This window comes from Amycolatopsis sp. NPDC114505 (genome assembly GCF_055633615.1).
On sequence record NZ_JBVKDV010000001.1, the window covers coordinates 2,879,095 to 2,901,992 of the forward strand.

Here is a 22,898-nt window from a genome sequence, read left to right on the forward strand (position 1 = left end):
CACTGTTTCTCACTCACGACCAGCCGCGGCAGACTCTAGAAGCCGAACGCCGTGCAGCTCGCCGTCGCGGTCTTCGACGGGTCGCTCACCGACGTCGCCGTGAGCTTCACCCTTGCCGCCAAATCACCGCCCGCTCCGCGCTTCGCGAGCGCCGGCACCTTCACGTGCCCGCCGAACTTCGCCGTCGCCAGCTCGTTCGGCAGCCGGACCTCCCACCCGCGGGCGTCCGTCGACACGCTCAACCGGTACGTGTCCGTGTCGTACGGTGCCTTCGCGCCCTTGGCCGACCCCGTGTTCAGCAGGCCGAAGTCACACGTCGCCAGGCCGCCGCGGGCGAAGGCCGGCAGGGCCGGGGTCAGCGCCGCGCCGCGGGCCTGGCTGCCCGAACCGTCCAGCGAGGCCACCGTCACCGTGTACGACAGGATGCCGCGGCGGTCGCGGGCCAGGTCGGTGATCAGGAACCGCAGCCGGTTGGCCTGGTCGGTGTACTCGTACGGGCTCGCCGCCTCCGTGCCCGCCTTGAACAGGGCGTCGTTGAGCTGCCGGTAGTCGCCGACGGTGATCTTCACCGGGGTCCCGTCCGGCTTCGTGTAGTCGGTGATGCCGATGTCCTGCGGGTTCGCGTCGATCACCCAGTCGAAGGGCGCGTTGTCCTGGTTCTTCGTCTTGGTGATCATGACGCCGGAGTCCGGCGCGAAGGAGTCCGCGCCCATCCGGTCGACGACCTCGACCGTGTAGTTGTCGTAGCCGCCACCGTCGCAGAACGGGTCCTTGGACCGGTCGCACTTCGGCGCCTTGTCCCCGCCGGTGAGCTTGATGTTCAGGCCGGTGAACGCGCCCGGCTGCGCCTCCGTCTCGCGCGCGGTCAGGCGAGCCGACACCGGACCGGACGTCGCCAGCGCGTTGCGGTCGAGCTGCAGCACGTCCGCCGGGTCGACGATGCCGAGCTTCAGCTTGTTGCGCAGCTGGTGCTGGGCGCCCATCGAACTGCCCTGCGTCGCCGGGATCTGCCAGCGCGTGTGCGGGCCGCCGGGCCCGTTGAACGTCCCGCGCGACAGCATGTCCCACGGCCCGCTGTAGCTGCGCGACGGAGGGACGCCGAACGGGTTGTTGTAGTTGTCGCCGATGCCCAGGATGTGGCTGAACTCGTGGGCGTAGGTCGACTGGCCCGAGCTTTCGGCCTGCACCGAGCTGCCGTTCTGCGCGTTCGGCCAGATGCTGGCGGCCGACGCCCACGACGTCCACGGCACGTACCGCGTCGCGGCGTAGTTGGGCAGGTCGTGGTTCGGCGGGCCGAACGCGTCCGGGACGTTCTCCTTCGCGCCGAACTTCATCTCGCCGAACTCCTGCCAGGTCGAGCTCTCGTCCTGGCCCGCGGAGAGGTAGAAGACGAAGTCGAACTGGTTCGCGGTGTCGCCCACGTCCGCGCGCCACGCGTCGCCGGCGTCCTTGCGGATGTCGCGGTCGCAGTTCGCGCCGGGCGGGCACGCGCTCGGCTGGAACTCCATGCCGTACTCGAAGGACTTGCCGGGCATCCGGTACGGCCCGAACGCGGTCAGCTGCACGGCGAACCGGCCGCCGGAGTCCTCCATCCAGTACTCGTTGATGGTGTGGCCGTTGTTGAGCGCCTCGGGCTTGTTGAGGAAGTCCTGGTAGTACTGCGCGACGCCGGCCCGCGGGATGTTCGCGGCGGCCGGTCCGGGGTTGCCGAAGATCGTCGAGTTCGCCGGCTTCGTGACGACGAAGTCCTGGTCCGGGTAGTCGGCGAGGACGACGGCGCCCTTGAAGGTGCGCTGCGTCGGCTTGAGCGAGGGATCGGCCCAGTTCGTGCCGGGCACCTTCTGGTAGTCGGCCCAGGTCATGTGGTCCTGGTTCTCCCAGTGCGCGGCGTCGATCGGGGCCGGCCAGCCACGGGTCAGCGGCTCGGCGGCGGCGGTGCCGGCGCCGAGCCCGGTGAGGACGGTGACCGCGGCGAGCAGGGCGAGCGCTTTCGGGGTTCTGGGGCGCATCTGCGGCTCCTTCACTGGGAACCCACGGAGGTGGTGGTTCCCAGTGATCGACCGTATTGAGCCACGCTGTCCCGGTTCTGCCTCGAGGCGAGGTTTACCCGCTTGCCCCACGACGAAAGTCTGGCCGGGTTGTCAGCCCGGTGTCGCCGGCCCGGGTGTGACGCGGCGAACGCCCGCTCCGGCGGCCGGACTACGCTTGGCGCCCATGAGCGTGGTCTACGACTGCAGCAAGCGGGAGTCCCGGGCCGACGGACTGACGGCGGCCGCGGGGGCGGTGCGGTCGAGCAGGCTGGTCGTCCTGCCGACCGACACGGTCTACGGCATCGGCGCCGACGCGTTCGACGCGGGCGCCGTCCAGGCGCTGCTGCGCGCGAAGAACCGCGGCCCGGACATGCCGGTCGGCGTGCTCGTCGGCTCGTGGTCCACTGTGGACGGCCTGGTGCTCGGCGTGCCCCCGCAGGCACGTGCGCTCATCGAAGCGTTCTGGCCGGGCGATCTGTCCATCGTGCTCCCGCACGCGCCGAGTCTGCAGTGGAACCTCGGCGACGCCCGCGGCACCGTGATGCTCCGGATGCCGCTGCACCCGGTGGCACTGGAGCTGCTGCGCGACGTCGGCCCGATGGCCGTGTCGAGCGCGAACGTCTCGGGCCGGCCGCCGGCCAGCACCGCGCAGGAGGCGCAGGAGCAGCTCGGCGACTCGGTCGCGGTGTACCTCGACGGCGGCTCGAGCGGCGAGGCCGTCGCGTCGAGCATCGTGGACCTCACCGGCACCGAACCGGTGGTGCTGCGCGAAGGCGCCGTGGGCAAGGACGCCATCGCGGAGGTGCTGGGTGTACCCGCGGAATCGTTGGCCTGAAGCCGGATCAAGCGGTTTTCCGCGGCACGATAGCGTGTCGCGGGTGACCCCGACCCCGCGAGCGTGACGCACCCGTGCCGCCCACATCCGGTCTTCTCCCCATCCGGGAATACATCCTCGTCGCGCTGACCGCGACGGCGGTGACCTACCTGCTCACCGGCCTCGTGCGCCGGCTCGCCATCCGCGTCGGCGCGATCGCCAACCCGCGTGCGCGCGACGTCCACGTCGCCCCGATCCCGCGGATGGGCGGAATCGGCATCTTCCTCGGCGTCGCCGGCGCGATGGGCCTGGCCCACCAGCTGCCCGCGCTGTCGCACGGCTTCGACGCGTCGTTCGACTCGGTCGGCGTGCTGCTCGCGGCCGGGGTCATCTCGCTGATCGGCGCGCTCGACGACCGCTTCGAGCTGGACGCGTGGACGAAGCTGGCCGGCCAGGTCATGTGCGCCGGGATCCTGGTCATCTTCGGCGTGCAGTGGGTGTCGTTCTGGGTGCCGTGGGGCGGGCAGGGCGACTCGTTCGGCTCGGTGCTGGTGCTCGACAAGAACCAGGGCGCGCTGCTCACCGTCGTGATGGTCGTGGTGATGGTCAACGCGATGAACTTCGTCGACGGCCTCGACGGGCTGGCCGGCGGCCTCGGGTTCATCGCGGCGACGGCGACGTGCGCGTTCTCGCTGGGTCTGCTCGACAGCTCCGGCGGCGACGTCGGCACGTACCCGCCGGCGCTGATCGCGGCGACGCTCGCGGGAGCGTGTCTGGGCTTCCTGCCGTACAACTTCCAGCCCGCGAAGATCTTCATGGGCGACTCGGGATCGATGATGATCGGCCTGATGCTCGCGGGCGCGACGACGTCGGCGTCCGGGCGCGTGCCGTACCCGCAGTTCAGCGGCAAGGACGCGATCGCGCTGTTGTCGCCGCTGGTGGTCGTGGCGGCGGTGCTGTTCGTGCCGCTGCTCGACCTGATCATGGCGGTCATCAGGCGCACGCGCCGCGGCGAGAGCCCGTTCGCGGCGGACAAGATGCACCTGCACCACCGGCTGCTGGAGATCGGCCACTCCCAGCGCCGCGCGGTCCTGCTCATCTACTTGTGGGCGGGGATCCTGGCGTTCGGCGCGGTGTCGGTGACACTGTTCGACGACGCGGCGGCGCTGTGGATCATCGGGGTGGGGCTGGTGTTCGCGGTGGTGGTCTCGATCGTCCCGCGCCTGCGTTCGCGCAACCAGCCCGGAACCTGACCAGGCGCGTTCTCTAGACTCGGTGTCCGAACCGAGCAGGGAGCCAGTCGTGAGCGAGACCGAACCGCAGGACCAGGAGAACCCGCACGCCAAGGTGGTGCTGCAGGCCGCCCGGGCGATGACGAAGGCTTCGCTGCTCGTCACCCCGCCCGCGGTGATCGTCTGCATCGTGCTCTTCAGCATCCTCAAGGGCATGCCCGGCTTCCTCGGCTCGCTCGTCGGCGGGGTGCTCGCCATGGTGGCGTCGCTGTCCACGCTGGGCCTGATGAAGTTCAGCGCCGGCCAGGACCCGATGTTCGTCATGGTGATCGCGCTCGGCGGGTACGTCGTGAAGGTCGTCCTGCTCTTCGGGGCGCTGACGCTGCTGAAGGGCGTCACGGCGCTGCACCCGCTTTCGCTCGGCATCACCATGATCGTCGCCATCCTGCTGGCCGCCGCGGCCGAGTTCGCCGCCTTCCGCAAGACCAAGATCCCGACGATCATCCCCTCCTGACGCCCGTCCGTATTGCCGTGGACTTCCGTTACTCACGGTGAACCGGGCTGCGGCCGCCCGAGTGTGACCGGGGCCACAGACGTGCGCTTTCGCGCGGCCTCCGAAATGGCCCCGGGACCCGCCGCCTGCACCGTTGCCGGAGGGGTCCCGTCCGGTCCCGGACCTGGGTCCCTGGCGGACCCGGGACTTAGGTCCTGGGCTGATCGGTTGGTATGGAGTACGCCTGTACGGCACTGATTGACCTGCTGGTATGGTCCGCGTCAAGGGTGGCGGCCTCGGCCGCACGCTCCCTAAGACGAACCGCGATCAGCAGTGTGGCGACCGTGTAGTTCCGCCTCTTCGCCGCTGGTCCGAAGTAGACCGCAGGGCAGTGTTCACGCGAGACAACCCCGTGTGCAGAACGTGAAGCCGTGTTCATCGCACAGTGGGGCAGCCGCCTCCGGCGTCCCGATACGTATCGGGTACGTTAAGTCCAGATCGTGACGATTCCCCCGGCGGAGTGAACGCCGGCCGGGAGAACCGGAAGGAGCCCAGTGGGCGCGCTGGTATTGGCCGAGGGTGCTGTGTTCGCACCGCCCGGCGCCGAAAGCTTCGAGTTGCCGGCGTTGTTCGGCGGAGTCACCAAGCCGATGCTGCTCGTCGTGCTCTCGGTGGTCATCATCGCGACGTACTTCCTGCTCGCGACCCGCAAGCTTCAGGTCGTGCCCGGCAAGGGGCAGTTCGTCGCCGAGTCCATCTACGACTTCAGCCGCAACAACATCGCGCGCGAACAGATCGGCTCGAAGGACTTCAAGCGGTACGTGCCGCTCGTTTTTTCGTTGTTCACTTTCGTACTGGTGAACAACCTCTACGGGATCATCCCGTTGCTCCAGTTCCCGACCATGGCGCGATTCGGTTTCCCGGTCGCTCTGGCGGTCCTCGTCGTCTACCCGGTGTACCACTACGCGGGCTTCAAGAAGCACGGCTTCGCCGGCTACTTCAAGAAGGAACTCGCGCCCCCGGGTGTGCCGAAGGCGGTGCTCCCGCTCTTCTCGCTGATCGAGTTCGCGGAGAAGTTCTTCCTGAACCCGCTCACGCTCGCCATCCGTGTCTTCGCCGCCATGTTCGCCGGTCACCTGATCCTGGCGGTGTTCACGCTCGGCGGCACGTTCCTGCTGACCGAGACGTCGAGCTGGGCGCTCAAGCCGGTTTCGCTCGTGGCCTGGATCTTCGCCATCGGGATGACCTTCCTCGAGGCCTTCATCCAGGTCCTGCAGGCCTACATCTTCGCCCTGCTTTCGGCGGGGTACATCGGCGCCGCGCTGGCGTCGGAGCACTGAGAACACAAGCCCCCGATCCACGCGAGCGCGTGGACCGAAGTGAAGGGAAACGCACGTGAGCAACATCGTTCTGGCCCAGGCCGCCGAGCAGGCCGCCAACATCAACCCCGGCCTCGCCGCCATCGGTTACGGCCTCGGCGCGATCGGCCCGGGCATCGGTGTGGGTCTGATCTTCGCCGCCGTCATCAACGGCACCGCGCGTCAGCCGGAGGCCCAGGGCAAGCTGCAGGGCATCGGCTTCTCGACCTTCGTGCTGACCGAGGTTCTGGCCCTGATCGGCATCGTCATCTACTTCATCGCCTCCGCCGCCTGAGTCAGCAGCTCATCGCTTAAGGAGACGCCGTGCTGAAGAGTGCAATGCTCCTCGCCGCAGAAGGCGAGACGCACAACCCGATCATCCCCGACATCTCGGAGCTGATCCTCGGCATCGTCGCCTTCCTGATCCTGCTGTTCATCCTCAAGAAGTACGTCGTCCCTCGCTTCGAGGCCGCGTACGACGAGCGTGCGCAGAAGATCGAGGGTGGCATCGAGAAGGCCGAAAAGGCCCAGGCCGAAGCCGAAGACGCGCTGGCCAAGTACCGGGCCCAGCTGCAGGAAGCCCGCAGCGAGGCCGCGAAGATCCGCGACGACGCCCGGCTCGAAGCCGAGCAGATCAAGGCGGAACTGCGGGCCGACGCCGAAGCCGAGTCCCAGCGGATCGTCGCCCAGGGGCAGGCTCAGCTGCAGGCCCAGAAGGCGCAGATCATCGCCGAGCTGCGGGCCGACATGGGCCGCAACGCCGTGGAGCTGGCCAGCCGCATCGTCGGTGAGTCGCTCGAAGACGAGGCGCGCCGTCGCGGCACCGTCGACCGGTTCCTCGCGGAGCTGGACACCGCCGGTGCCAACGGCGCCGGAATCTAGCGGGGAAGTAGACCGGAATGACGATGCTGCATGCTGCGAGCCGTGAAGCGCTCGGCCTCGCCGAGGAACGCCTCGGCGAGGTTCTGGCCGACGCGGGAGCCGACGCGGCCACGGTCGGCGACGAGCTGCTCTCGGTCGTCGACCTGCTGGACCGGGAGATCGGTCTCCGCCGGGCGGTGAGTGACGCTTCGGCGAAGCCGGAGACGCGCACCGCGCTGGTGCGCCGGCTGTTCGACGGCAAGCTGTCCGAACCGGCCTTGAAGGTGCTCGACGCCGTGGCGGGCAACCGCTGGTCCAGCCCTCGTCAGCTGGTCGACGGGCTCGAGTCGCTCGGTCACTCCGCGCTGCTCACCGCGGCCGAGAAGACCGGCAACATCGACGCCGTCGAGACCCAGCTGTTCCAGGTCTCGCGGGTCGTGGCCAACCACCCGGAGCTCGAGACGGCGCTCTCGGACCTGGCCGGCCCCGCGGAGGCCAAGCGGACGCTGGTGCGCGGGCTGTTCGCCGACAAGGTGGACGTGGTCACCGAGACCCTCGTCGAGCAGGTCGTCCGCCGGGCCAAGGGCCACGGCGTCGGCGCCGGGCTCGACCAGCTGGTCAAGCTGGCCGCGGAACGCCGCGAGCGCTCGGTCGCCTACGTGACCAGCGCGAGCGCCCTGACCGACGAGCAGGCCGCCCGGCTGGGCGCGAAGCTGAACGACATCTACGGGCGGGCGATCGCGCTGCACGTCGAGGTCGACCCCGACCTCGGTGGCGGGCTCGTGGTCCGCGTCGGGGACGAGGTCATCGACGGGAGCGCCGCGGGTCGGCTGGCGGCCCTGCGCAGGCGGCTGGCCCGGGCATAGCCCCAGGTCACACAAGACTTTGCATACTGGCAAGAACGAAGCGAGAGCGGGAAAGACATGGCCGAGCTGACGATCTCCTCGGATGAGATCCGTAGCGCGATCGAGAACTACGTCTCGAGTTACGCCCCGGACGTGAGCCGGGAAGAAGTTGGCATCGTGGCGGACGCCGGTGACGGCATCGCCCACGTCGAGGGCCTGCCCTCGGCCATGGCCAACGAGCTGCTCGAGTTCCCCGGCGGCGTCCTGGGCGTCGCGCTCAACCTGGACGCGCGTTCCATCGGTGTCGCGATCCTCGGCGACTTCGAAAGCATCGAGGAGGGCCAGCAGGTCAAGCGCACCGGCCAGGTCCTGTCGGTGCCGGTCGGCGACGGCTACCTCGGCCGTGTCGTGAACCCGCTGGGTGCCGCCATCGACGGTCTCGGCGACATCGAGACCACCGACCGCCGCCCGCTGGAGGTCAAGGCCGCTTCGGTGGTCGAGCGCCAGCCGGTGTCGGAGCCGCTGCAGACCGGCATCACCGCGATCGACGCGATGACCCCGATCGGCCGCGGCCAGCGCCAGCTGATCATCGGTGACCGCAAGACGGGCAAGACCGCCGTCGCCGTGGACACGATCATCAACCAGAAGGCCAACTGGGAGACCGGCGACCCGAAGAAGCAGGTTCGCTGCATCTACGTCGCCGTCGGCCAGAAGGGCTCGACGATCGCCGCGGTCAAGAAGTCCCTCGAGGACGCGGGCGCGATGGAGTACACCACCATCGTCGCCGCCCCCGCTTCGGACTCCGCCGGCTTCAAGTGGATCGCGCCGTACACCGGCTCGGCCATCGGCCAGCACTGGATGTACGAGGGCAAGCACGTCCTCATCGTGTTCGACGACCTGACCAAGCAGGCCGACGCGTACCGCGCGATCTCGCTGCTGCTGCGTCGCCCGCCGGGCCGCGAGGCCTTCCCCGGCGACGTCTTCTACTTGCACTCCCGTCTCCTCGAGCGGTGCGCCAAGCTCTCGGACGAGCTGGGCGCCGGCTCGCTGACCGGGCTGCCGATCATCGAGACGAAGGCCAACGACGTGTCGGCCTACATCCCGACGAACGTCATCTCGATCACCGACGGCCAGTGCTTCTTCCAGTCGGACCTGTTCAACGCCGGTCAGCGCCCGGCCATCGACGTGGGCATCTCGGTGTCCCGCGTGGGTGGTGCCGCGCAGGTCAAGGCGATGAAGAGCGTTTCGGGCTCGCTCCGGATCGACCTGTCGCAGTACCGCGAGCTGGAGGCGTTCGCCGCCTTCGCCTCGGACCTCGACGACGCGTCGAAGGCGCAGCTCGAGCGCGGTGCCCGCCTGTACGAGGTGCTCAAGCAGCCGCAGTACTCGCCGGTCCCGGTCGAGGAGCAGGTCTGCACGGTGTGGCTGGGCACGAACGGCCACTACGACTCGGTCCCGACCGAGGACGTGCGCCGCTTCAACCACGAGTTCCTCGACTCGGCCCGCCGCAAGCACGAGGACGTGCTGAGCGCGATCCGCGACTCCGGCAAGTTCGAGGACGAGACCGCCGACAAGCTGGTCGCCGCGGTCAACGAGTTCAAGAAGGAGTTCACCACGGCCGAGGGCAAGTCCCTCGTCGAGGCGGACGCCGACGCCATGGACGCCGACAAGGTCGGGCACGAGACCGTCAAGGTCAACAAGCCCGCCCCGAAGAAGTGAGCTGATAGCTCATGGCCGCACAACTCCGGGAACTCCGGTCGCGCATCAAGGCGACCAAGTCGATCGGCAAGATCACCAAGGCGATGGAGCTCATCGCCACCGCGCGCATCACCAAGGCGCGGGCGAAGGTCGCCGCCTCCCGGCCGTACGCCGACGAGATCACCAAGGTGCTCTCGGCGCTGGCCGGTGCGGCGGCCAACCTCGACCACCCCATGCTGGTCGAGCGCCCGAACCCGAAGCGGGCCGCTGTCCTGGTCGTGACCAGTGACAAGGGCCAGTGCGGTGGCTACAACTCCAACGTGCTGCGCGCGACCGAAGAGCTGCTTTCCCTGCTCCGCTCCGAGGGCAAGGAAGCGCGGATCTACGTCACCGGCAACAAGGGCCTGAACTACTACCGCTTCCGTGACCGCCCGGTGGTGGACGGCTGGACGGGCTTCTCCGACCAGCCGACCTACACCGCCGCGGTGGAGGCGGGCGAGGCCCTCGTCCGGTCGTTCATGGCCGGCGTCGACGACGAGCACGGCAACGCCGACGGCATCGAGGGTGTCGACGAGATCCACATCGTCTACACCGAGTTCGTGTCGATGCTGACGCAGCGCCCGACCGCCAAGCGCGTCGCGCCGCTCGAGGTCGAGTACTCCGAAGGAGAAGAGGAGAAGCCCGCCGGGCTGCTCCCCAGCTACGAGTTCGAGCCCAGTGCCGACAAGCTGCTGGACGCGCTCCTGCCGAAGTACATCAACACGCGGCTCTACGCGGCCATGCTCGAGTCCGCGGCGTCCGAACTGGCCGCCCGCCGGACGGCGATGAAGGCCGCGTCGGACAACGCGAACGACCTGGTGGGGAACCTGACGCGGGAGATGAACCAGGCCCGCCAGGCGCAGATCACCCAGGAGATCTCCGAAATCGTCGGTGGCGCGAACGCGCTCACCGCAGCAGGAAGTGATGATTGATGACCAGTACTGAAGCCCCGCGCGCCAAGGGGCGCATCGTGTCGGTGACCGGTCCGGTCGTCGACGTCGAGTTCCCGCGCGGTTCCGTGCCCGACCAGTTCAGCGCGCTCAAGGTCGAGATCGAGTTCGAGCAGCTCCGCAAGACCGTGACCCTCGAGGTCGCCAGCCACCTGGGTGACAACCTCGTCCGCACCATTTCGCTCCAGCCGCAGGACGGCCTGGTCCGGGGCGCCGAGGTCACCGACACCGGCAAGCCGATCACCGTGCCGGTGGGCGACAAGGTCAAGGGCCACGTCTACAACGCGCTCGGCGAGTGCCTCGACGAGCCCGGCTACGGCGACGACCTCGAGCGCTGGGGCATCCACCGCAACCCGCCGTCCTTCGACCAGCTCGAAGGCAAGACGGAGATGCTGGAGACCGGCCTGAAGGTCGTCGACCTGCTCACCCCGTACGTCCAGGGTGGCAAGATCGGCCTGTTCGGCGGTGCCGGCGTCGGCAAGACGGTGCTCATCAAGGAGATGATCACCCGTGTCGCCCGGAACTTCGGTGGTACGTCGGTGTTCGCCGGGGTCGGCGAGCGCACCCGTGAGGGCAACGACCTCTTCCTGGAGATGAGCGAAGACGGCGTCATCAACGACACCGCCCTCGTGTTCGGCCAGATGGACGAGCCGCCGGGCACGCGCATGCGCGTCGCCCTGTCCGCGCTGACCATGGCGGAGTACTTCCGCGATGTGCAGAACCAGGACGTGCTGCTGTTCATCGACAACATCTTCCGGTTCACCCAGGCCGGTTCCGAGGTGTCGACCCTGCTGGGCCGCATGCCTTCGGCCGTGGGTTACCAGCCGACGCTGGCCGACGAGATGGGCCAGCTGCAGGAGCGGATCACCTCGACCCGAGGCCGGTCGATCACCTCGATGCAGGCGATCTACGTCCCCGCGGACGACTACACCGACCCGGCCCCGGCCGCGACGTTCGCCCACCTGGACGCCACCACCGAGCTCTCGCGTGGTGTCTTCCAGAAGGGCATCTTCCCGGCGGTGGACCCGCTGGCGTCGACGTCGACGATCCTCGACCCGGCCATCGTCGGCGAGGACCACTACCGCGTGGCTTCCGAGGTCATCCGGATCCTGCAGAAGTACAAGGAACTGCAGGACATCATCGCGATCCTCGGTATGGACGAGCTCTCGGAAGAGGACAAGCTGACCGTTCAGCGCGCGCGCCGCATCGAGCGGTTCCTGTCGCAGAACATGCTGGTCGCCGAGGCGTTCACGCAGATCCCGGGCTCGACGGTGCCGCTTTCGGAGACCATCGAGTCGTTCGACCGCATCTCGAAGGGTGACTTCGACCACTACCCGGAGCAGGCGTTCCTGGGTATCGGTGGCCTCGAGGACCTCGAGAAGAAGTACAAGGAAATCACCAAGAAGTGATTCCGTGAGCACGGCGGGGGCAGTGTCCTATGTGGATGCGCGCCCCCGCCGTTCTCATACCGGGATACAGACCTATTACACTCGGGATCAACACCCCGAGCTAAGGAGTGCTACGTGGCTGAGATGTCCGTGGAGCTGGTGGCCGTCGAGCGCCGTCTCTGGTCGGGTACCGCCACTTTCGTGGTGGCCCAGACCACCGAGGGCGAGATCGGCATCATGGCCGGCCACGAACCCGTGCTCGGGCAGCTCGTCGAGGGTGGCGTGGTCAAGGTGACGACCACCGACGGCGAGACGGTCTGTGCCGCCGTGCACGGCGGATTCCTCTCCGTGACCGGTACCGGGGTGAGCATCCTGGCCGAGAGCGCCGAGCTTTCCGACGAAATCGACGTCAACGCGGCGAAGGCGGCACTGAGCGCCGACGACGAGACCGAGCGGACGAGGGCCACGGCCCAGCTCCGCGCGGCAGGTCAGTCGGCCTGAGCGGGAGACGGGCAGGAGCCGAGGCCGTGAAGATCACCGTGGTCGTAGTGGGGCTCCTGATCGTGCTCGCCGTGCTGGTCGCCTGGTACGGCCAGCGGTGGATCCGGATGCGCCGCGGCGGGGGCGTGAGCGTCGCGCTGCGGTGGCGTCCGGACGCCGCGCGGTCCAGCTGGCACCTGGGGCTGGGCCGCTACGAGGGCGACGAGTTCGTCTGGTACCGCGTGTGGAGCCTGCGGACCGGCCCGGACCGCGTCTTCCAGCGTGAAAGCATGCAGATCGCCGACCGGCGCGACCCGTCCGGGACCGAGGCCTACGCCGTTCCCGAAGGCTCGACCGTGCTGCGCTGCGAGTCGGAGACCCAGGAGGCGATCGAGATCGCCATGGGCCCGGGCGCGCTGACCGGCTTCCTCTCGTGGCTGGAGTCCGCCCCGCCCGGGCGACGTCTTCCCCGGGCTTCCTGACGCTGTCTTTGTCTCAAACTGGGACAGCCACGGCCGCCGTTTTGGCCTACGGTTGAGCGCATGATCTTCATCGTGGTCAAGTTCCCGGTCAAGCCGGAACACGCGGAAGCCTGGCCGGAAATCGTCGCCGACTACACCGCGAACACCCGTGGTGAAGCGGGCAACCGGTTCTTCGAGTGGTCCCGCAGCCTCGAGGACAAGAACACGTACGTGCTGGTCGAAGGCTTCGAGGGCCAGGACGCCGCCGTCGCGCACGTCGGCTCCGACCACTTCAAGTGGGCCGTCGCGAACCTGGGCGCCTACATCAGCGACAACCCGCAGATCATCAACGTCCAGGACGCCTCCGACTGGGGCCCGATGGCCGAGATCTCGCCCCACTAAACTGGGGTTCGTGACTCTCGTCGAGATCCCCGGCTCCAAGTCCGTCACCGCCCGCGGCCTGTTCCTGGCCGCCGCCGCGAACGGCACCACGACCCTCGGCCGTCCGCTGCACTCGGACGACACCGAGGGCTTCGCCGAGGGGCTCGTCAAGCTCGGGTACCGCGTCGACCGGCAGCCGGGCGCGTGGACGATCGAGGGCCGCCCGTCGGGCCCCGGCGTCGCCGCGGCGGACGTCTTCTGCCGCGACGGCGCCACGACGGCCCGGTTCCTGCCCGCGCTGGCCGCGGCCGGCACCGGGACGTTCCACTTCGACGCGTCCGACCAGATGCGCCGCCGCCCGCTCGGCCCGCTGACCGACGCGCTGCAGGAGCTCGGCGTCGACCTGACCTTCGAAGGCGAGCCGGGGCACCACCCGCTGACGATCCGCGCGAACGGCGTCAAGGGCGGTTCGCTGACCCTCGACGCGGGGCTGTCGTCCCAGTTCCTGACGGCGTTGCTGCTGCTCGGGCCGCTGACCGCCGAGGGGCTGCGGATCACGGTGACCGACCTGGTGTCGGTGCCGTACGTCGAGATCACCCTCGAAATGATGCGGCGGTTCGGCGTCGACGTCCGCCGCGAGGGCAAGACGTTCGTGGTGCCGCCGCAGCCGTACCAGGCGTGCGAGTACCCGGTCGAGCCGGACGCTTCGACGGCCAGCTACTTCCTCGCCGCGGCGGCCGTCACGGGCCGGACGGTGACCATCCCGGGGCTGGGGTCGTCGGCCCTGCAGGGTGACGTCCAGTTCGTGTCCGTGCTGGAGCAGATGGGCGCGCACGTCGAGCTGACCGAGGACTCGGTGACGGTCGCGGGCCCGTCGGACGGCCTGCGCGGCGTCACGGTGAACATGCGCGACATCTCCGACACCGTGCCGACGCTGGCGGCGATCGCGCCGTTCGCCTCGGGCCCGGTGCGCATCGAGGACGTCTACAACACGCGCATCAAGGAGTGCGACCGCCTGGACGCGTGCGAGGAGAACCTGCGCGCCATGGGCATCGCGGTGGAGACGGGCCGCGACTGGATCGAAATCCAGCCCGGGACGCCCACCGGCGCGCTGGTCAAGTGCCGCCGCGACCACAGGATCGCGATGGCATTCAGCATCGCCGGACTGCTGACCGAGGGCATCACGCTGGACGACCCGGACTGCGTCAAGAAGACGTTCCCCGGCTTCCACCAGGCGCTGCGCGCGCTGCGGGACAGCTGGGGGATCTAGGGCTGCCCGCCCGGGGCCCACAGCACGTCACCGTCCGGGTTCGCCAGCCGCGCCAGGATGAACAGCAGGTCCGACAGCCGGTTCAGGTACTTCACCGCGACCGGGTTCGTCGTCTCCGGCTCGGCCTCGTGCAGCGCCCACGCGCTTCGCTCCGCGCGGCGGGACACCGTCCGCGCCTGGTGCAGGAACGCCGCGCCGGGGGTCCCGCCCGGCAGGATGAACGACGTCAGCTTCGGCAGGCGCTCGTTGAACTCGTCGCACCAGCCTTCGAGCCGTTCGACGTACTTCTCCGTGATCCGCAACGGCGGGTACGGCGGGTCGTCGGAGATCGGCAGGCAGAGGTCCGCGCCGACGTCGAAGAGATCGTTCTGCACCGCACGCAGGACATCCGCGACCTCGTCGGTCAGCTGCCCGACCGAGATCGCCAGGCCCAGCACCGAGTTCGTCTCGTCCGTGTCGGCGTACGCGCCCAGGCGCGGGGACGTCTTGGGCACGCGGGACCCGTCGCCGAGCGCGGTCGTGCCGCTGTCGCCGACCTTCGTGTAGACGCGGTTGATGCGAACGACCATGAACCCACCATAGCGGCCCCCGCCCGGGCCGAATCCGGGCGAGAGGGCATGATTGGCGGCCATGAGCGAGCACTTCGACGTGCATGGCGGAGCCCGGCTGGTCGGCGAGGTCGACGTGGTCGGCGCCAAGAACAGCGTGCTGAAGCTGATGGCCGCGGCCCTGCTGGCCGAGGGCACCACGACCATCACGAACTGCCCGCAGATCCTCGACGTCCCGCTGATGGGCGACGTGCTGCGGAGCGTCGGCTGCGAGGTCGTCATCGAGGGCGACACCGCCACCATCACGACGCCGGCCGAGCTGTCGCACCGCGCGGACTCGGCCGCGATGGGCAAGCTGCGCGCGTCCGTCTGTGTGCTGGGCCCGCTGGTCGGGCGGCTGAAGCAGGCCGTCGTCGCGCTGCCGGGCGGCGACGCGATCGGCTCGCGCCCGCTGGACATGCACCAGAACGGCCTGCGCAAGCTGGGTGCGACGAGCACCATCGAGCACGGCTGCGTCGTCGCGAAGGCCGAGACGCTGGTCGGTGCGCAGATCTGGCTGGACTTCCCGAGCGTCGGCGCGACCGAGAACATCCTGATGGCGGCCGTGCTGGCCGAGGGCACCACGGTCATCGACAACTGCGCGCGCGAGCCCGAGATCGTCGACATCTGCACGATGCTCACGGAGATGGGCGCGAAGATCGAGGGCGCCGGCACGTCGACGCTGACCGTGCACGGCGTGGAGCAGCTGCACCCGACCGAGCACAGCGTGATCGGCGACCGGATCGTCGGCGCGACGTGGGCGTTCGCGGCGTCGATGACCCGCGGCGACATCACGGTCCGCGGCGTCAACCCGCACCACCTCGACCTGATCCTGAACAAGCTGCAGCTGGCCGGCGCGGACGTCGAGACGTTCGGCGACAAGGGTTTCCGCGTGGTCCAGCCGGAGCGCCCGAAGGCGGTCGACTGGGTGACGCTGCCGTACCCCGGCTTCGCGACCGACCTGCAGCCGTTCGCGGTGGCGCTCTCGGCGGTGTCCGAGGGCACGTCGATGATCACGGAGAACGTCTACGAGGCGCGCTTCCGCTTCATCGAGGAGATGGTCCGCCTGTCCGGCGACGCGCGCACGGACGGCCACCACGCGGTGGTCCGCGGCGTCAAGACGCTGTCGAGCGCGCCGGTCTGGGCGTCCGACATCCGCGCGGGCGCCGGCCTGGTGCTGGCCGGCCTGTGCGCGGACGGCGTCACAGAGGTCTGGGACGTCTTCCACATCGACCGCGGCTACCCGCACTTCGTCGAGAACCTGAACCGCCTGGGCGCGAACATCAAGCGCGTCAGCGGAGAGCCCGATAGGGCGTGACTCACGCGCCCTGCGCGCCGAGTGCGCGCAGGGCGAACTCCACCAGCCGCTCCACGTAGTCCTCTTCGGCCGGGGCCATCCGGACCACCAGGCGCCAGTAGATCGGCGCCGCCAGGACGTCGAGCGCCAGTTCCATGTCCAGGTCCGCCGGGAGCTCGCCGCGGGCGATCGCGCGGCGCAGCATCGCCTCGCCGACCTCGCGGCGGGGCCCGCCGATGGCCTCGCGCAGGCCGCGGCCGTGGTCCGGGTTGCGGGCGTCCTCCGCGACCAGGTCCGGCAGGATCCGCGAGAACAGCGGGTGCGTCAGCCAGTCGATCAGCGCCTGCATCGTCTCCCGCAGGTCGCCGCGCAGTGAGCCGGTGTCCGCCTCCGCGGCGCGGGTCACGCTGAAGTCCGTCACCACGGACGCGATCATGTGGTCTTTCGACACCCACCGCCGGTACAGCGCGCTCTTGCCGACGCCGGCGCGTTTCGCCACGGCTTCCATCGACAGCCGGCCGTAGCCCTGCTCGGCGAGTTCCCACATGACGGCGTCGGCGATCGCCTGTGTGACCTCGGGCTGGAGGACCGCGGCGCCGGTCGGGGTGCGTGCCATGGGCGCAGTGTAGCGGGTGGACGAGACGGTACCGTCCCGTCTACATTGACGTCAGGACGGTACCGTCTCGTCCAATCGATGACCGGAGGTTGCGATGCACTCACGAGACCTCGTCGAGCAGGGGATCGACCTGCTGCTGAAGCACGACATGACCGGGTTCGCCGGGCTGTGGGCCGAGGACGGCGTCCTGGAGTTCCCGTTCGCCGGCCCGGGCTATCCGAAGCGCGTCGAGGGCCGCGACGCGATCACCGAGTACCTGCGCGACTACCCGAACCTGCTGGACATCCGGGAGGTCGTCGCCAAGACCGTGCACGAAACGACCGACCCGGCCGTGGTCGTCGCCGAGTTCACGGTCGCCGGGGTCGTGGTGGCCTCGAGGAAGCCGTACGAGCTGTCCTACATCGCGGTGATCACCGTCGAGGACGGCCAGATCCGCCACTACCGCGACTACTGGAGCCCGCTCGCCGCGGCCGAGGTCCTCGGCGGCGTCGACGAGCTGACGGCGGCCTTCGGTGGCTGACGTCCTGGTCCTGGGCGGCACCGGCACCACCGGGCGCCGGGTCGTCGCGGGCCTGCGCGCTCGCGGTGTCACGGCTCGGGCCGCCACGCGCAAGCCGGGCGAGCCCGGGCAGGTCCGGTTCGACTGGGCCGACCGCTCGACCCACTCCGACGCTCTGCGCGGCGTCTCCGCGGTGTACCTGCTGCCGCCGATCGGGGAGGCTTCGCCGGCGAAGCTCGTGTCGCCGTTCCTGGACGACGCACTGGCCGCGGGCGTCCGGCGGGTCGTCCTGCTCAGCTCGTCGGCCGTCACGGCGGACACGCCCGGGCTCGGCGACCTGCAGCGGCTGGTGCGCGCGGCGCCGGAGTGGGCCGTGCTGCGGCCGTCCTGGTTCATGCAGAACTTCACCGGCGAGCACCTGGTCGCCCAGGGTGTGCGCGACGGCGAGATCGTCACCGCCACCGGGGACGCGCGGGTCGCGTTCGTCGACGCCGGCGACATCGCGGCGGTCGCCGTCCGCGCGCTGACCGATCCCGAACCGCACAACACCGAACACGTCCTCACCGGCCCGGCCGCGGTGAGCTACGCCGAAGCCGCGTCGATCGTCGCCGCGCACACCGGCCGTCCGGTGCGGCACCGCGCCGTGAGCACCGCCGAGTTCGCGGCTCTGCTCACCGCGGCCGGAATTCCGGCGGACTTCGCGCGGGTGCTCGCCGCCCTCGACGAGGACATCCGCCGGGGCACCGAGGACCGCGTCACCCCGGCCGTCGAAGAGGTCACCGGCCGGCCCGCCCGCCCGTTCGAAACCTTTGTGGAGGAGGAGATCCGATGAAGCAGATCATGTTCACCGAAGACCCGCAGTTCTGGTTCGAGACGCTGCGCCTGTTCGGGCACTCGTCCTACGGCGGCTCGGACTTCGGCGAGGTGCTCGCGGCCGCGTCGACCGTGACGGCCGGCGACTACGACAGCTGGCACGACGCCTACCGCGCACTGGCCGACCGGCTCTACGTCGAGGCCGCCGACGCCGGGCCGATCACCGCGCGGGACCTGCTGCTGCGGGCGTCGACGTACTACTTCTCGTCGGAGTTCTTCCTGCACGGCGACCCTGCGGACCCGCGGATCGCGGCGGCGTACGACCGCAGCGTCGAAAGCTTCCGGCGCGCGGGCGTCGCGGAGCCGGTCGAAATCCCTTACGACGGAACGGTTCTGCAGGGGTACCTCTACCGCGCGCCCGGCGACGGGCCGAAGCCGTTGCTGATCATGCACAACGGGTTCGACGGCAGCGCCGAGGAGTGTCACTACATGGGCGCGGCGGCCGGCGCCGAGCGCGGCTACCACGTGCTGACGTTCGACGGCCCGGGGCAGCCGAGCGCGATCCGGCGCGAGAAGCTCGTGTTCCGGCCGGACTGGGAGCACGTCGTCACGCCGGTGGTGGACTTCGCGCTGGGACTCGACGGCGTGGACGCCTCGCGCGTGGCGCTGCTCGGCATCAGCCTCGGCGGCATGCTCGCCCCGCGCGCGGCGGCCTTCGAGCCGCGGCTGGCGGCGGTCGTCGCGGTCGACGGCGTGTACGACGCGGGTGCGGCGGTGACCGGCCTGCTGCCCTGGGACCGCGCGGAGATCGTCCGCCGGGCGCAGGCTTCCGAGGACGCGGAGTTCGACGCGATCCTCGCCGCCGGCCGCGAGGCGAGCTCGACGCTGCGCTGGGCGTGCGACCACGGCCGGTACGTCCTGGGTGCGGCGACCGACCGCGAGTTCATCGCGAAGTACCTCGAGTACACGCTGGAGGACGGCGTCGCGGAGAAGATCACGTGCCCGACGCTGGTGTGCGAGGCGGCGGACGACCTGTTCTTCGCCGGGGAGAACGAAACCGAGCCGCGCCGGCTGTACGACCACCTGAACGCGCCGAAGACGCTGCTGACGTTCACGGCGGAGGAGGGCGCGGACGCGCACTGCCACGTCGGCGCCCAGCGGCTCGCGGCCGGCCGGATCTACGACTGGCTGGACCGCACGCTCTGACCGCGCGGCCGAACGGGTGAACCGAACCCCCGGTGCTCAACGGTGAGCGGTGCCGGCGCGTGGTCAGCGCGACCGACGACCGAGGGGGAACTTCATGAACCTGTTCAAAAGAACGACGACGGCGGGGCTGGCCGTGCTGGCCCTGGCCGCCGTCGCGGTGGCACCGGCGGCGGCCGCGAGCCCGGCACCTTGCACCTGGCAAGCCGAAAGAGTCGTGCTCCCGCCGTTCGGCCAGCCCGGTTTCGTCGACGTGGACGCGACGGACGGCGAGGGGAACTACGTGGGCCACTCCATCGACCGGAGCACGTCCCGCGTGGTGCTGTGGGAGCACGGCGTCCCGCGGAACCTCGACCTGCCCGCCGGCTTCGACTCGGCGATGCCCGCCGGGCTGAACCGGTCGGGGACCGTCCTCGTGAACGCGGATGCGTTCACCAGCCCGGCGACCTCGCAGATCTTCTTGTACCGCAACGGAACCTACGAGCCGATCCGGCCGCCCGACGGCTATCGGGACGTGCACGCGGACGCGATCAACGACCGCGGCGACGTCGTGGCCACCGCGCGCGTACCGGGTGGCAGCGTCGTGATCCTGTGGTCCGTCCTGGCCGCCGGCCCGCGGGTCATCGCCCCGCCGGAACTGCCTTACGCGTCCGCCGTGGACATCGACGAGGACGGCACCGTTCTCCTCAGCGGCGGCTCTTCGGCCTACCTCTGGCGCTCGGGCACCCTCACCCCGCAGCCGCCTTCGCCGCAGACCCCCGTGCTGGCCCGGGCGATCAGCGGCGGCAACGCCGTGGGCACCGTGCTCGACCCGGCCGGCCCGAAGGCCGTGCTGTGGTCGCAGAACACCCCGCACCCGCTCGACGGCGGTGGCACCGCGGAAAGCGTCAACCGCCACGGCACGATCGCCGGCCGGGTCGGCGGTTGGGACGGCCCGCCCGCGGTCTGGCAGGGCACGAGCCTGGTGACGAAGCTGCCGCTCCCGGCCGGGGCGGCGTCGGCGTCGGCCCACCTCGTCGGCGACGACGGGACGGTCTTCGGCCGCGACGACTACGGTCCCGTGCTCTGGCGCTGCGGTTCCTGACTCAGCCTTCGAGGGCCAAGGCGGCACCGAAGCCGACGAGAGCCGCGCCCGTCGCGCCGTCCATGGCGCGGCGGACGCGGCGCCGCTCCAGCCACCCGCGCACCCGGTGCACGAAGAACAGCAGCAGCACCTGCCACACCACGCCGAGCGCGGCGACCGTGTAGGCCAGCAGCAGCGAATCGGCGAAGGTCGACGCCGGGGTCAGGAACTGGGGCAGCACCGACAGGTACAGCACGATCACCTTGGGATTGGTGATGTTCGACAGGAAGCCCTCGCGGAACCGGCGCCACCGGGACGTGCGAGCGCGGCGGACGTCGTCCAGGTGCTCGTAGTTCCCGCGCCACGCACCGCGCAACGCCTGGATTCCCAGGAAGACCAGGTAGGCCGCGCCCAGCCACTTCACCGTCTCGAACAACGGCTGGTAGCGCGTGATCACCGCGCCGAGGCCAAACGCGACGGCCGTGCCCTGCAGGAAGTTCGCGACGCTGATGCCCGCGCACGCCCAGCCGCCGCCGCGCGCGCCGCCGGTCAGGGCGTTCTTCAGCACGACCATCGTGTCCGGGCCCGGCATCATCGCCAGGAACGCCATCATCCCGGCGAACCCCAGGTAGGTGTTCCACGTCATCAGGACTCCAGGGCGAGGGCGGCGCCGAACCCGAGCAGCGCGGTGCCGGTGACGCCGTCCAGCGTACGGCGCACCCGGCGGCGGCCCAGCCACGCGCGGACGCGGTGCACGAACACCAGCAGCACCAGCAGCCACAGCCCGCCGAGCACCGCGACGGTGTAGGCGAGCAGCAGCGAGTCCCCGATGCTCGAGCCGGCCGTCAGGAACTGCGGCAGCACGGACAGGTACAGCACCAGCACCTTCGGGTTCGTGATGTTGGAGAGGAACCCCTCGCGGAACCGCCGGAAGCCACCACCGCGGCGCCGCTGGACCTCCTCGACGACGGTGTAGTTCCCGCGGAACGCCCCGCGCAGCGCCTGGAAGCCGAGGAAGACGAGGTAGGCCGCGCCGACCCATTTGAGCGTGAGGAACACCGGCTGCGAACGCGCGACGAGAACGCCGAGCCCGAGCGCGGCGGCACTGCCCTGGACGGCGTTGCCGGCGAAGATGCCGAGCGAGGCGAGCAGCCCGCCGCGGAACCCGCCGGAGAGCGCGTTCTTCAGCATCACCATCGTGTCCGGCCCCGGCGCGAGCACGATCAGGACCACGATGAGCAGGTAACTTCCGTAGGCACTCCACGTCACGGCTGCCCACGCTAATTGACGGGACCGGCCCGGGTCTCGCGGATTTCGGTCACAGTGCACCGAGCGTGCCCGGTCGCGCACAGCGTGCTCGGGGTTCGGCGACCAGGGCTTCCGCAGAGTAGTGTTCGGCCATGTCAGCAGGGGAAATCGATCTTCTACCCGGTGAGCGCGTGCTCTGGGCGGGCGAGCCGGTCCAGCGCCCGTTCTACGTCGCCGCGGACGGGGTGATCGCCCCTGCCGGACTCATCCTCGCCGTCGCCGCGCTCTGGTTCCTGCTGGCGAAGCAGCCCAGCGGCGGCGCCATGGGCGGGACCGTCGTGGTGCTGGTGATCGGCCTGTACGGCGCCGTCGGGCGGTCGGCCGTCCGGTACCTCGCGCTCGGGCGCACGACCTACGCCGTGACCGACAGCCGGATCATCGCGCGCACGGGGCTGTTCCGGCAGAAGGAACGCGCCAGCGTGCTGGCCGGGCTGTCGGCGCCGGTCCTCAAGCCGGGGCCGTCCCGCACCGGCACCCTGTCCTTCGCCGAGCCGGGGACCGTGACGCTGATGGGCGTCGGCGAGCCCAAGCGCGTCCGCGACCTGCTCACCAAGGCCATCGACGAGGCCAAGGCCCGCCAGGCCCCGCCGGAGGCGGACGCTTCGGGCACTTCGGCCGCCTGAGGGCAACCGACACGGCCTTCCCGGGCGTCAGCCCCGCAAAGGGAGGTCGCCGTGGAAGAACCGATCATCGCCCTGCAGCCGGGTGAGCGGCTGCTGTGGTCGGGGCGGCCGCGACGGGTCGTCCCGGTCGGCTGGGAGTGGTTCCGCCTCGGCTTCGGCTCGATCCTGGTGTCGGTGTTCACCGCCGCCACCGGGGCGGGCGTGGTCGCCGTCCTCGGGTTCGCGGTCGTCTGGGGACCGGTGCTCGCCCGGCTGTGGACGACGCATCGCGCGGTGTACGCGGTGACCGACCAGCGGGTCGTCGTGGCCGACCGCATCTCGGGCCGCACCCGCAAGTGGATGGACTCGACCACCCCGGCGGTCACCTCGCTCCGCGGCGACGGCGTCGGCACGCTCACCTTCCACCCACTGTTCGAGACGGTGGACATCCTCGGCTTCGGCTTGCCGAAGAAGAACCAGCCGCGCCCGATCGCGCTGTTCGCCGTGCCGGACGCCGAGCGGGTCCGGGCGCTGATCGTGCGGGCTCTGGTCGCGGACTGAGTCACCCGGACGTGTCCCATCGCACTGCCACCGTAAGTTACCGCTCGGT

At 70.0% G+C, this 22,898-nt stretch carries 26 protein-coding genes; 21 read left to right on the forward strand and 5 right to left on the reverse strand.

Annotation, left to right across the window (positions count from 1 at the left end; genetic code table 11):
* Window positions 1-35: 35 nt before the first annotated feature.
* Window positions 36-2,009 carry a M6 family metalloprotease domain-containing protein gene (locus ACZ7OU_RS14300; protein ID WP_470255320.1) on the reverse strand — a complete coding sequence of 658 codons (1,974 nt, stop codon included), beginning with the start codon at window positions 2,007-2,009 and terminating at the stop codon, window positions 36-38.
* A 205-nt stretch (window positions 2,010-2,214) separates the two neighbouring features.
* Here ACZ7OU_RS14300 and ACZ7OU_RS14305 point away from each other — a divergent pair, with 205 nt between their 5' ends.
* The 14 genes from ACZ7OU_RS14305 to aroA all read left to right on the forward strand — a co-directional run bounded on the left by ACZ7OU_RS14305 (window position 2,215) and on the right by aroA (window position 14,300).
* Window positions 2,215-2,865: an L-threonylcarbamoyladenylate synthase gene (locus ACZ7OU_RS14305; RefSeq protein WP_470241491.1), complete on the forward strand. Its 651-nt coding sequence runs from the start codon at window positions 2,215-2,217 to the stop codon at window positions 2,863-2,865.
* A 74-nt stretch (window positions 2,866-2,939) separates the two neighbouring features.
* On the forward strand, window positions 2,940-4,097 hold the full coding sequence (locus tag ACZ7OU_RS14310; RefSeq protein WP_470241490.1) for a glycosyltransferase family 4 protein: 1,158 nt from the start codon (window positions 2,940-2,942) through the stop codon (window positions 4,095-4,097).
* 49 nt (window positions 4,098-4,146) lie between these two features.
* A complete protein-coding gene (locus tag ACZ7OU_RS14315) occupies window positions 4,147-4,590 on the forward strand; it encodes a hypothetical protein (protein ID WP_470241489.1) in 444 nt (147 codons plus the stop codon).
* A gap of 533 nt (window positions 4,591-5,123) precedes the next feature.
* Entirely contained in the window at window positions 5,124-5,909 is a 786-nt protein-coding gene (atpB, locus tag ACZ7OU_RS14320; RefSeq protein WP_155541269.1) for a F0F1 ATP synthase subunit A, read from the forward strand.
* A gap of 55 nt (window positions 5,910-5,964) precedes the next feature.
* Window positions 5,965-6,222, forward strand: coding sequence for an ATP synthase subunit c family protein (locus ACZ7OU_RS14325; RefSeq protein WP_033261340.1), 258 nt, complete (start codon window positions 5,965-5,967; stop codon window positions 6,220-6,222).
* Window positions 6,223-6,266: 44 nt separating this feature from the next.
* Window positions 6,267-6,809 (forward strand): F0F1 ATP synthase subunit B, encoded by a 543-nt coding sequence (locus tag ACZ7OU_RS14330; RefSeq protein ID WP_470242401.1) that lies wholly within the window; start codon window positions 6,267-6,269, stop codon window positions 6,807-6,809.
* A 17-nt stretch (window positions 6,810-6,826) separates the two neighbouring features.
* A complete protein-coding gene (locus ACZ7OU_RS14335) occupies window positions 6,827-7,654 on the forward strand; it encodes a F0F1 ATP synthase subunit delta (RefSeq protein WP_470241488.1) in 828 nt (275 codons plus the stop codon).
* A 57-nt stretch (window positions 7,655-7,711) separates the two neighbouring features.
* Complete coding sequence (gene atpA, locus ACZ7OU_RS14340; protein WP_470241487.1) at window positions 7,712-9,352, forward strand: F0F1 ATP synthase subunit alpha; 1,641 nt, start codon at window positions 7,712-7,714, stop codon at window positions 9,350-9,352.
* An 11-nt stretch (window positions 9,353-9,363) separates the two neighbouring features.
* Window positions 9,364-10,302 carry a F0F1 ATP synthase subunit gamma gene (locus ACZ7OU_RS14345; protein ID WP_470241486.1) on the forward strand — a complete coding sequence of 313 codons (939 nt, stop codon included), beginning with the start codon at window positions 9,364-9,366 and terminating at the stop codon, window positions 10,300-10,302.
* The gene (atpD, locus tag ACZ7OU_RS14350; RefSeq protein ID WP_284744206.1) at window positions 10,302-11,729 is read left to right on the forward strand and encodes a F0F1 ATP synthase subunit beta; all 1,428 of its coding nucleotides are present in this window, start codon (window positions 10,302-10,304) and stop codon (window positions 11,727-11,729) included. Before ACZ7OU_RS14345 ends, atpD begins: the two co-directional genes overlap by 1 nt.
* A gap of 114 nt (window positions 11,730-11,843) precedes the next feature.
* On the forward strand, window positions 11,844-12,209 hold the full coding sequence (locus ACZ7OU_RS14355; RefSeq protein WP_364625972.1) for a F0F1 ATP synthase subunit epsilon: 366 nt from the start codon (window positions 11,844-11,846) through the stop codon (window positions 12,207-12,209).
* A gap of 26 nt (window positions 12,210-12,235) precedes the next feature.
* Window positions 12,236-12,670, forward strand: coding sequence for a DUF2550 domain-containing protein (locus ACZ7OU_RS14360; protein ID WP_285476232.1), 435 nt, complete (start codon window positions 12,236-12,238; stop codon window positions 12,668-12,670).
* Between the two features lie 60 nt (window positions 12,671-12,730).
* The gene (locus tag ACZ7OU_RS14365; protein ID WP_470255321.1) at window positions 12,731-13,051 is read left to right on the forward strand and encodes a putative quinol monooxygenase; all 321 of its coding nucleotides are present in this window, start codon (window positions 12,731-12,733) and stop codon (window positions 13,049-13,051) included.
* Window positions 13,052-13,061: 10 nt separating this feature from the next.
* Window positions 13,062-14,300, forward strand: a complete 1,239-nt coding sequence (aroA, locus tag ACZ7OU_RS14370) for a 3-phosphoshikimate 1-carboxyvinyltransferase (protein ID WP_470255322.1) — start codon at window positions 13,062-13,064, stop codon at window positions 14,298-14,300.
* On the opposite strand, the gene ACZ7OU_RS14375 is transcribed toward aroA, so the two are convergent.
* Window positions 14,297-14,869, reverse strand: a complete 573-nt coding sequence (locus ACZ7OU_RS14375; RefSeq protein WP_470241483.1) for a cob(I)yrinic acid a,c-diamide adenosyltransferase — start codon at window positions 14,867-14,869, stop codon at window positions 14,297-14,299. The two genes, aroA and ACZ7OU_RS14375, sit on opposite strands and share 4 nt — an antisense overlap.
* 61 nt (window positions 14,870-14,930) lie before the next feature.
* On the opposite strand from ACZ7OU_RS14375, the gene murA reads away from it, so the two are divergent.
* Window positions 14,931-16,205: a UDP-N-acetylglucosamine 1-carboxyvinyltransferase gene (gene murA, locus ACZ7OU_RS14380; protein ID WP_470241482.1), complete on the forward strand. Its 1,275-nt coding sequence runs from the start codon at window positions 14,931-14,933 to the stop codon at window positions 16,203-16,205.
* A gap of 1 nt (window position 16,206) precedes the next feature.
* Here murA and ACZ7OU_RS14385 read toward each other — a convergent pair whose 3' ends face one another.
* Complete coding sequence (locus ACZ7OU_RS14385; protein ID WP_470255323.1) at window positions 16,207-16,800, reverse strand: TetR/AcrR family transcriptional regulator; 594 nt, start codon at window positions 16,798-16,800, stop codon at window positions 16,207-16,209.
* 94 nt (window positions 16,801-16,894) lie between these two features.
* Here ACZ7OU_RS14385 and ACZ7OU_RS14390 point away from each other — a divergent pair, with 94 nt between their 5' ends.
* The 4 genes from ACZ7OU_RS14390 (at window position 16,895) to ACZ7OU_RS14405 (ending at window position 20,399) form a co-directional block, all read left to right on the forward strand.
* Window positions 16,895-17,320 (forward strand): nuclear transport factor 2 family protein, encoded by a 426-nt coding sequence (locus ACZ7OU_RS14390; RefSeq protein WP_470255324.1) that lies wholly within the window; start codon window positions 16,895-16,897, stop codon window positions 17,318-17,320.
* A complete protein-coding gene (locus ACZ7OU_RS14395) occupies window positions 17,313-18,131 on the forward strand; it encodes an NmrA family NAD(P)-binding protein (RefSeq protein ID WP_470255325.1) in 819 nt (272 codons plus the stop codon). The genes ACZ7OU_RS14390 and ACZ7OU_RS14395 overlap by 8 nt, the downstream gene beginning before the upstream one ends.
* On the forward strand, window positions 18,128-19,318 hold the full coding sequence (locus ACZ7OU_RS14400; protein ID WP_470255326.1) for an alpha/beta hydrolase family protein: 1,191 nt from the start codon (window positions 18,128-18,130) through the stop codon (window positions 19,316-19,318). The genes ACZ7OU_RS14395 and ACZ7OU_RS14400 overlap by 4 nt, the downstream gene beginning before the upstream one ends.
* 94 nt (window positions 19,319-19,412) lie before the next feature.
* Window positions 19,413-20,399 carry a hypothetical protein gene (locus ACZ7OU_RS14405; protein WP_470255327.1) on the forward strand — a complete coding sequence of 329 codons (987 nt, stop codon included), beginning with the start codon at window positions 19,413-19,415 and terminating at the stop codon, window positions 20,397-20,399.
* A gap of 1 nt (window position 20,400) precedes the next feature.
* Here the strand turns inward: ACZ7OU_RS14405 and ACZ7OU_RS14410 are convergent, their stop codons facing one another.
* Both ACZ7OU_RS14410 and ACZ7OU_RS14415 read right to left on the reverse strand, forming a co-directional pair.
* Window positions 20,401-21,024, reverse strand: coding sequence for a LysE family translocator (locus tag ACZ7OU_RS14410; protein ID WP_470241476.1), 624 nt, complete (start codon window positions 21,022-21,024; stop codon window positions 20,401-20,403).
* Window positions 21,024-21,647: a LysE family translocator gene (locus ACZ7OU_RS14415; RefSeq protein ID WP_470241475.1), complete on the reverse strand. Its 624-nt coding sequence runs from the start codon at window positions 21,645-21,647 to the stop codon at window positions 21,024-21,026. The genes ACZ7OU_RS14410 and ACZ7OU_RS14415 overlap by 1 nt, the downstream gene beginning before the upstream one ends.
* A gap of 131 nt (window positions 21,648-21,778) precedes the next feature.
* Here ACZ7OU_RS14415 and ACZ7OU_RS14420 point away from each other — a divergent pair, with 131 nt between their 5' ends.
* On the forward strand, window positions 21,779-22,309 hold the full coding sequence (locus tag ACZ7OU_RS14420) for a YdbT family protein (protein ID WP_470241474.1): 531 nt from the start codon (window positions 21,779-21,781) through the stop codon (window positions 22,307-22,309).
* 51 nt (window positions 22,310-22,360) lie between these two features.
* Window positions 22,361-22,849, forward strand: coding sequence for a hypothetical protein (locus ACZ7OU_RS14425; protein ID WP_470255328.1), 489 nt, complete (start codon window positions 22,361-22,363; stop codon window positions 22,847-22,849).
* Window positions 22,850-22,898 lie beyond the last annotated feature (49 nt).

What these genes read in the sequence shown, in the direction of transcription:
- ACZ7OU_RS14375 (WP_470241483.1), bottom strand. Translation starts at nt 14,869, where the DNA reads ATGGTCGTTCGCATCAACCGCGTCTACACGAAGGTCGGCGACAGCGGC.
- ACZ7OU_RS14300 (WP_470255320.1), bottom strand. Translation starts at nt 2,009, where the DNA reads ATGCGCCCCAGAACCCCGAAAGCGCTCGCCCTGCTCGCCGCGGTCACC.
- ACZ7OU_RS14390 (WP_470255324.1), top strand. Translation starts at nt 16,895, where the DNA reads ATGCACTCACGAGACCTCGTCGAGCAGGGGATCGACCTGCTGCTGAAG.
- ACZ7OU_RS14405 (WP_470255327.1), top strand. Translation starts at nt 19,413, where the DNA reads ATGAACCTGTTCAAAAGAACGACGACGGCGGGGCTGGCCGTGCTGGCC.
- atpA (WP_470241487.1), top strand. Translation starts at nt 7,712, where the DNA reads ATGGCCGAGCTGACGATCTCCTCGGATGAGATCCGTAGCGCGATCGAG.
- ACZ7OU_RS14305 (WP_470241491.1), top strand. Translation starts at nt 2,215, where the DNA reads ATGAGCGTGGTCTACGACTGCAGCAAGCGGGAGTCCCGGGCCGACGGA.
- ACZ7OU_RS14365 (WP_470255321.1), top strand. Translation starts at nt 12,731, where the DNA reads ATGATCTTCATCGTGGTCAAGTTCCCGGTCAAGCCGGAACACGCGGAA.
- murA (WP_470241482.1), top strand. Translation starts at nt 14,931, where the DNA reads ATGAGCGAGCACTTCGACGTGCATGGCGGAGCCCGGCTGGTCGGCGAG.
- ACZ7OU_RS14345 (WP_470241486.1), top strand. Translation starts at nt 9,364, where the DNA reads ATGGCCGCACAACTCCGGGAACTCCGGTCGCGCATCAAGGCGACCAAG.
- ACZ7OU_RS14400 (WP_470255326.1), top strand. Translation starts at nt 18,128, where the DNA reads ATGAAGCAGATCATGTTCACCGAAGACCCGCAGTTCTGGTTCGAGACG.
- ACZ7OU_RS14335 (WP_470241488.1), top strand. Translation starts at nt 6,827, where the DNA reads ATGACGATGCTGCATGCTGCGAGCCGTGAAGCGCTCGGCCTCGCCGAG.
- ACZ7OU_RS14410 (WP_470241476.1), bottom strand. Translation starts at nt 21,024, where the DNA reads ATGACGTGGAACACCTACCTGGGGTTCGCCGGGATGATGGCGTTCCTG.
- atpD (WP_284744206.1), top strand. Translation starts at nt 10,302, where the DNA reads ATGACCAGTACTGAAGCCCCGCGCGCCAAGGGGCGCATCGTGTCGGTG.
- ACZ7OU_RS14420 (WP_470241474.1), top strand. Translation starts at nt 21,779, where the DNA reads ATGTCAGCAGGGGAAATCGATCTTCTACCCGGTGAGCGCGTGCTCTGG.
- ACZ7OU_RS14385 (WP_470255323.1), bottom strand. Translation starts at nt 16,800, where the DNA reads ATGGCACGCACCCCGACCGGCGCCGCGGTCCTCCAGCCCGAGGTCACA.
- ACZ7OU_RS14330 (WP_470242401.1), top strand. Translation starts at nt 6,267, where the DNA reads ATGCTCCTCGCCGCAGAAGGCGAGACGCACAACCCGATCATCCCCGAC.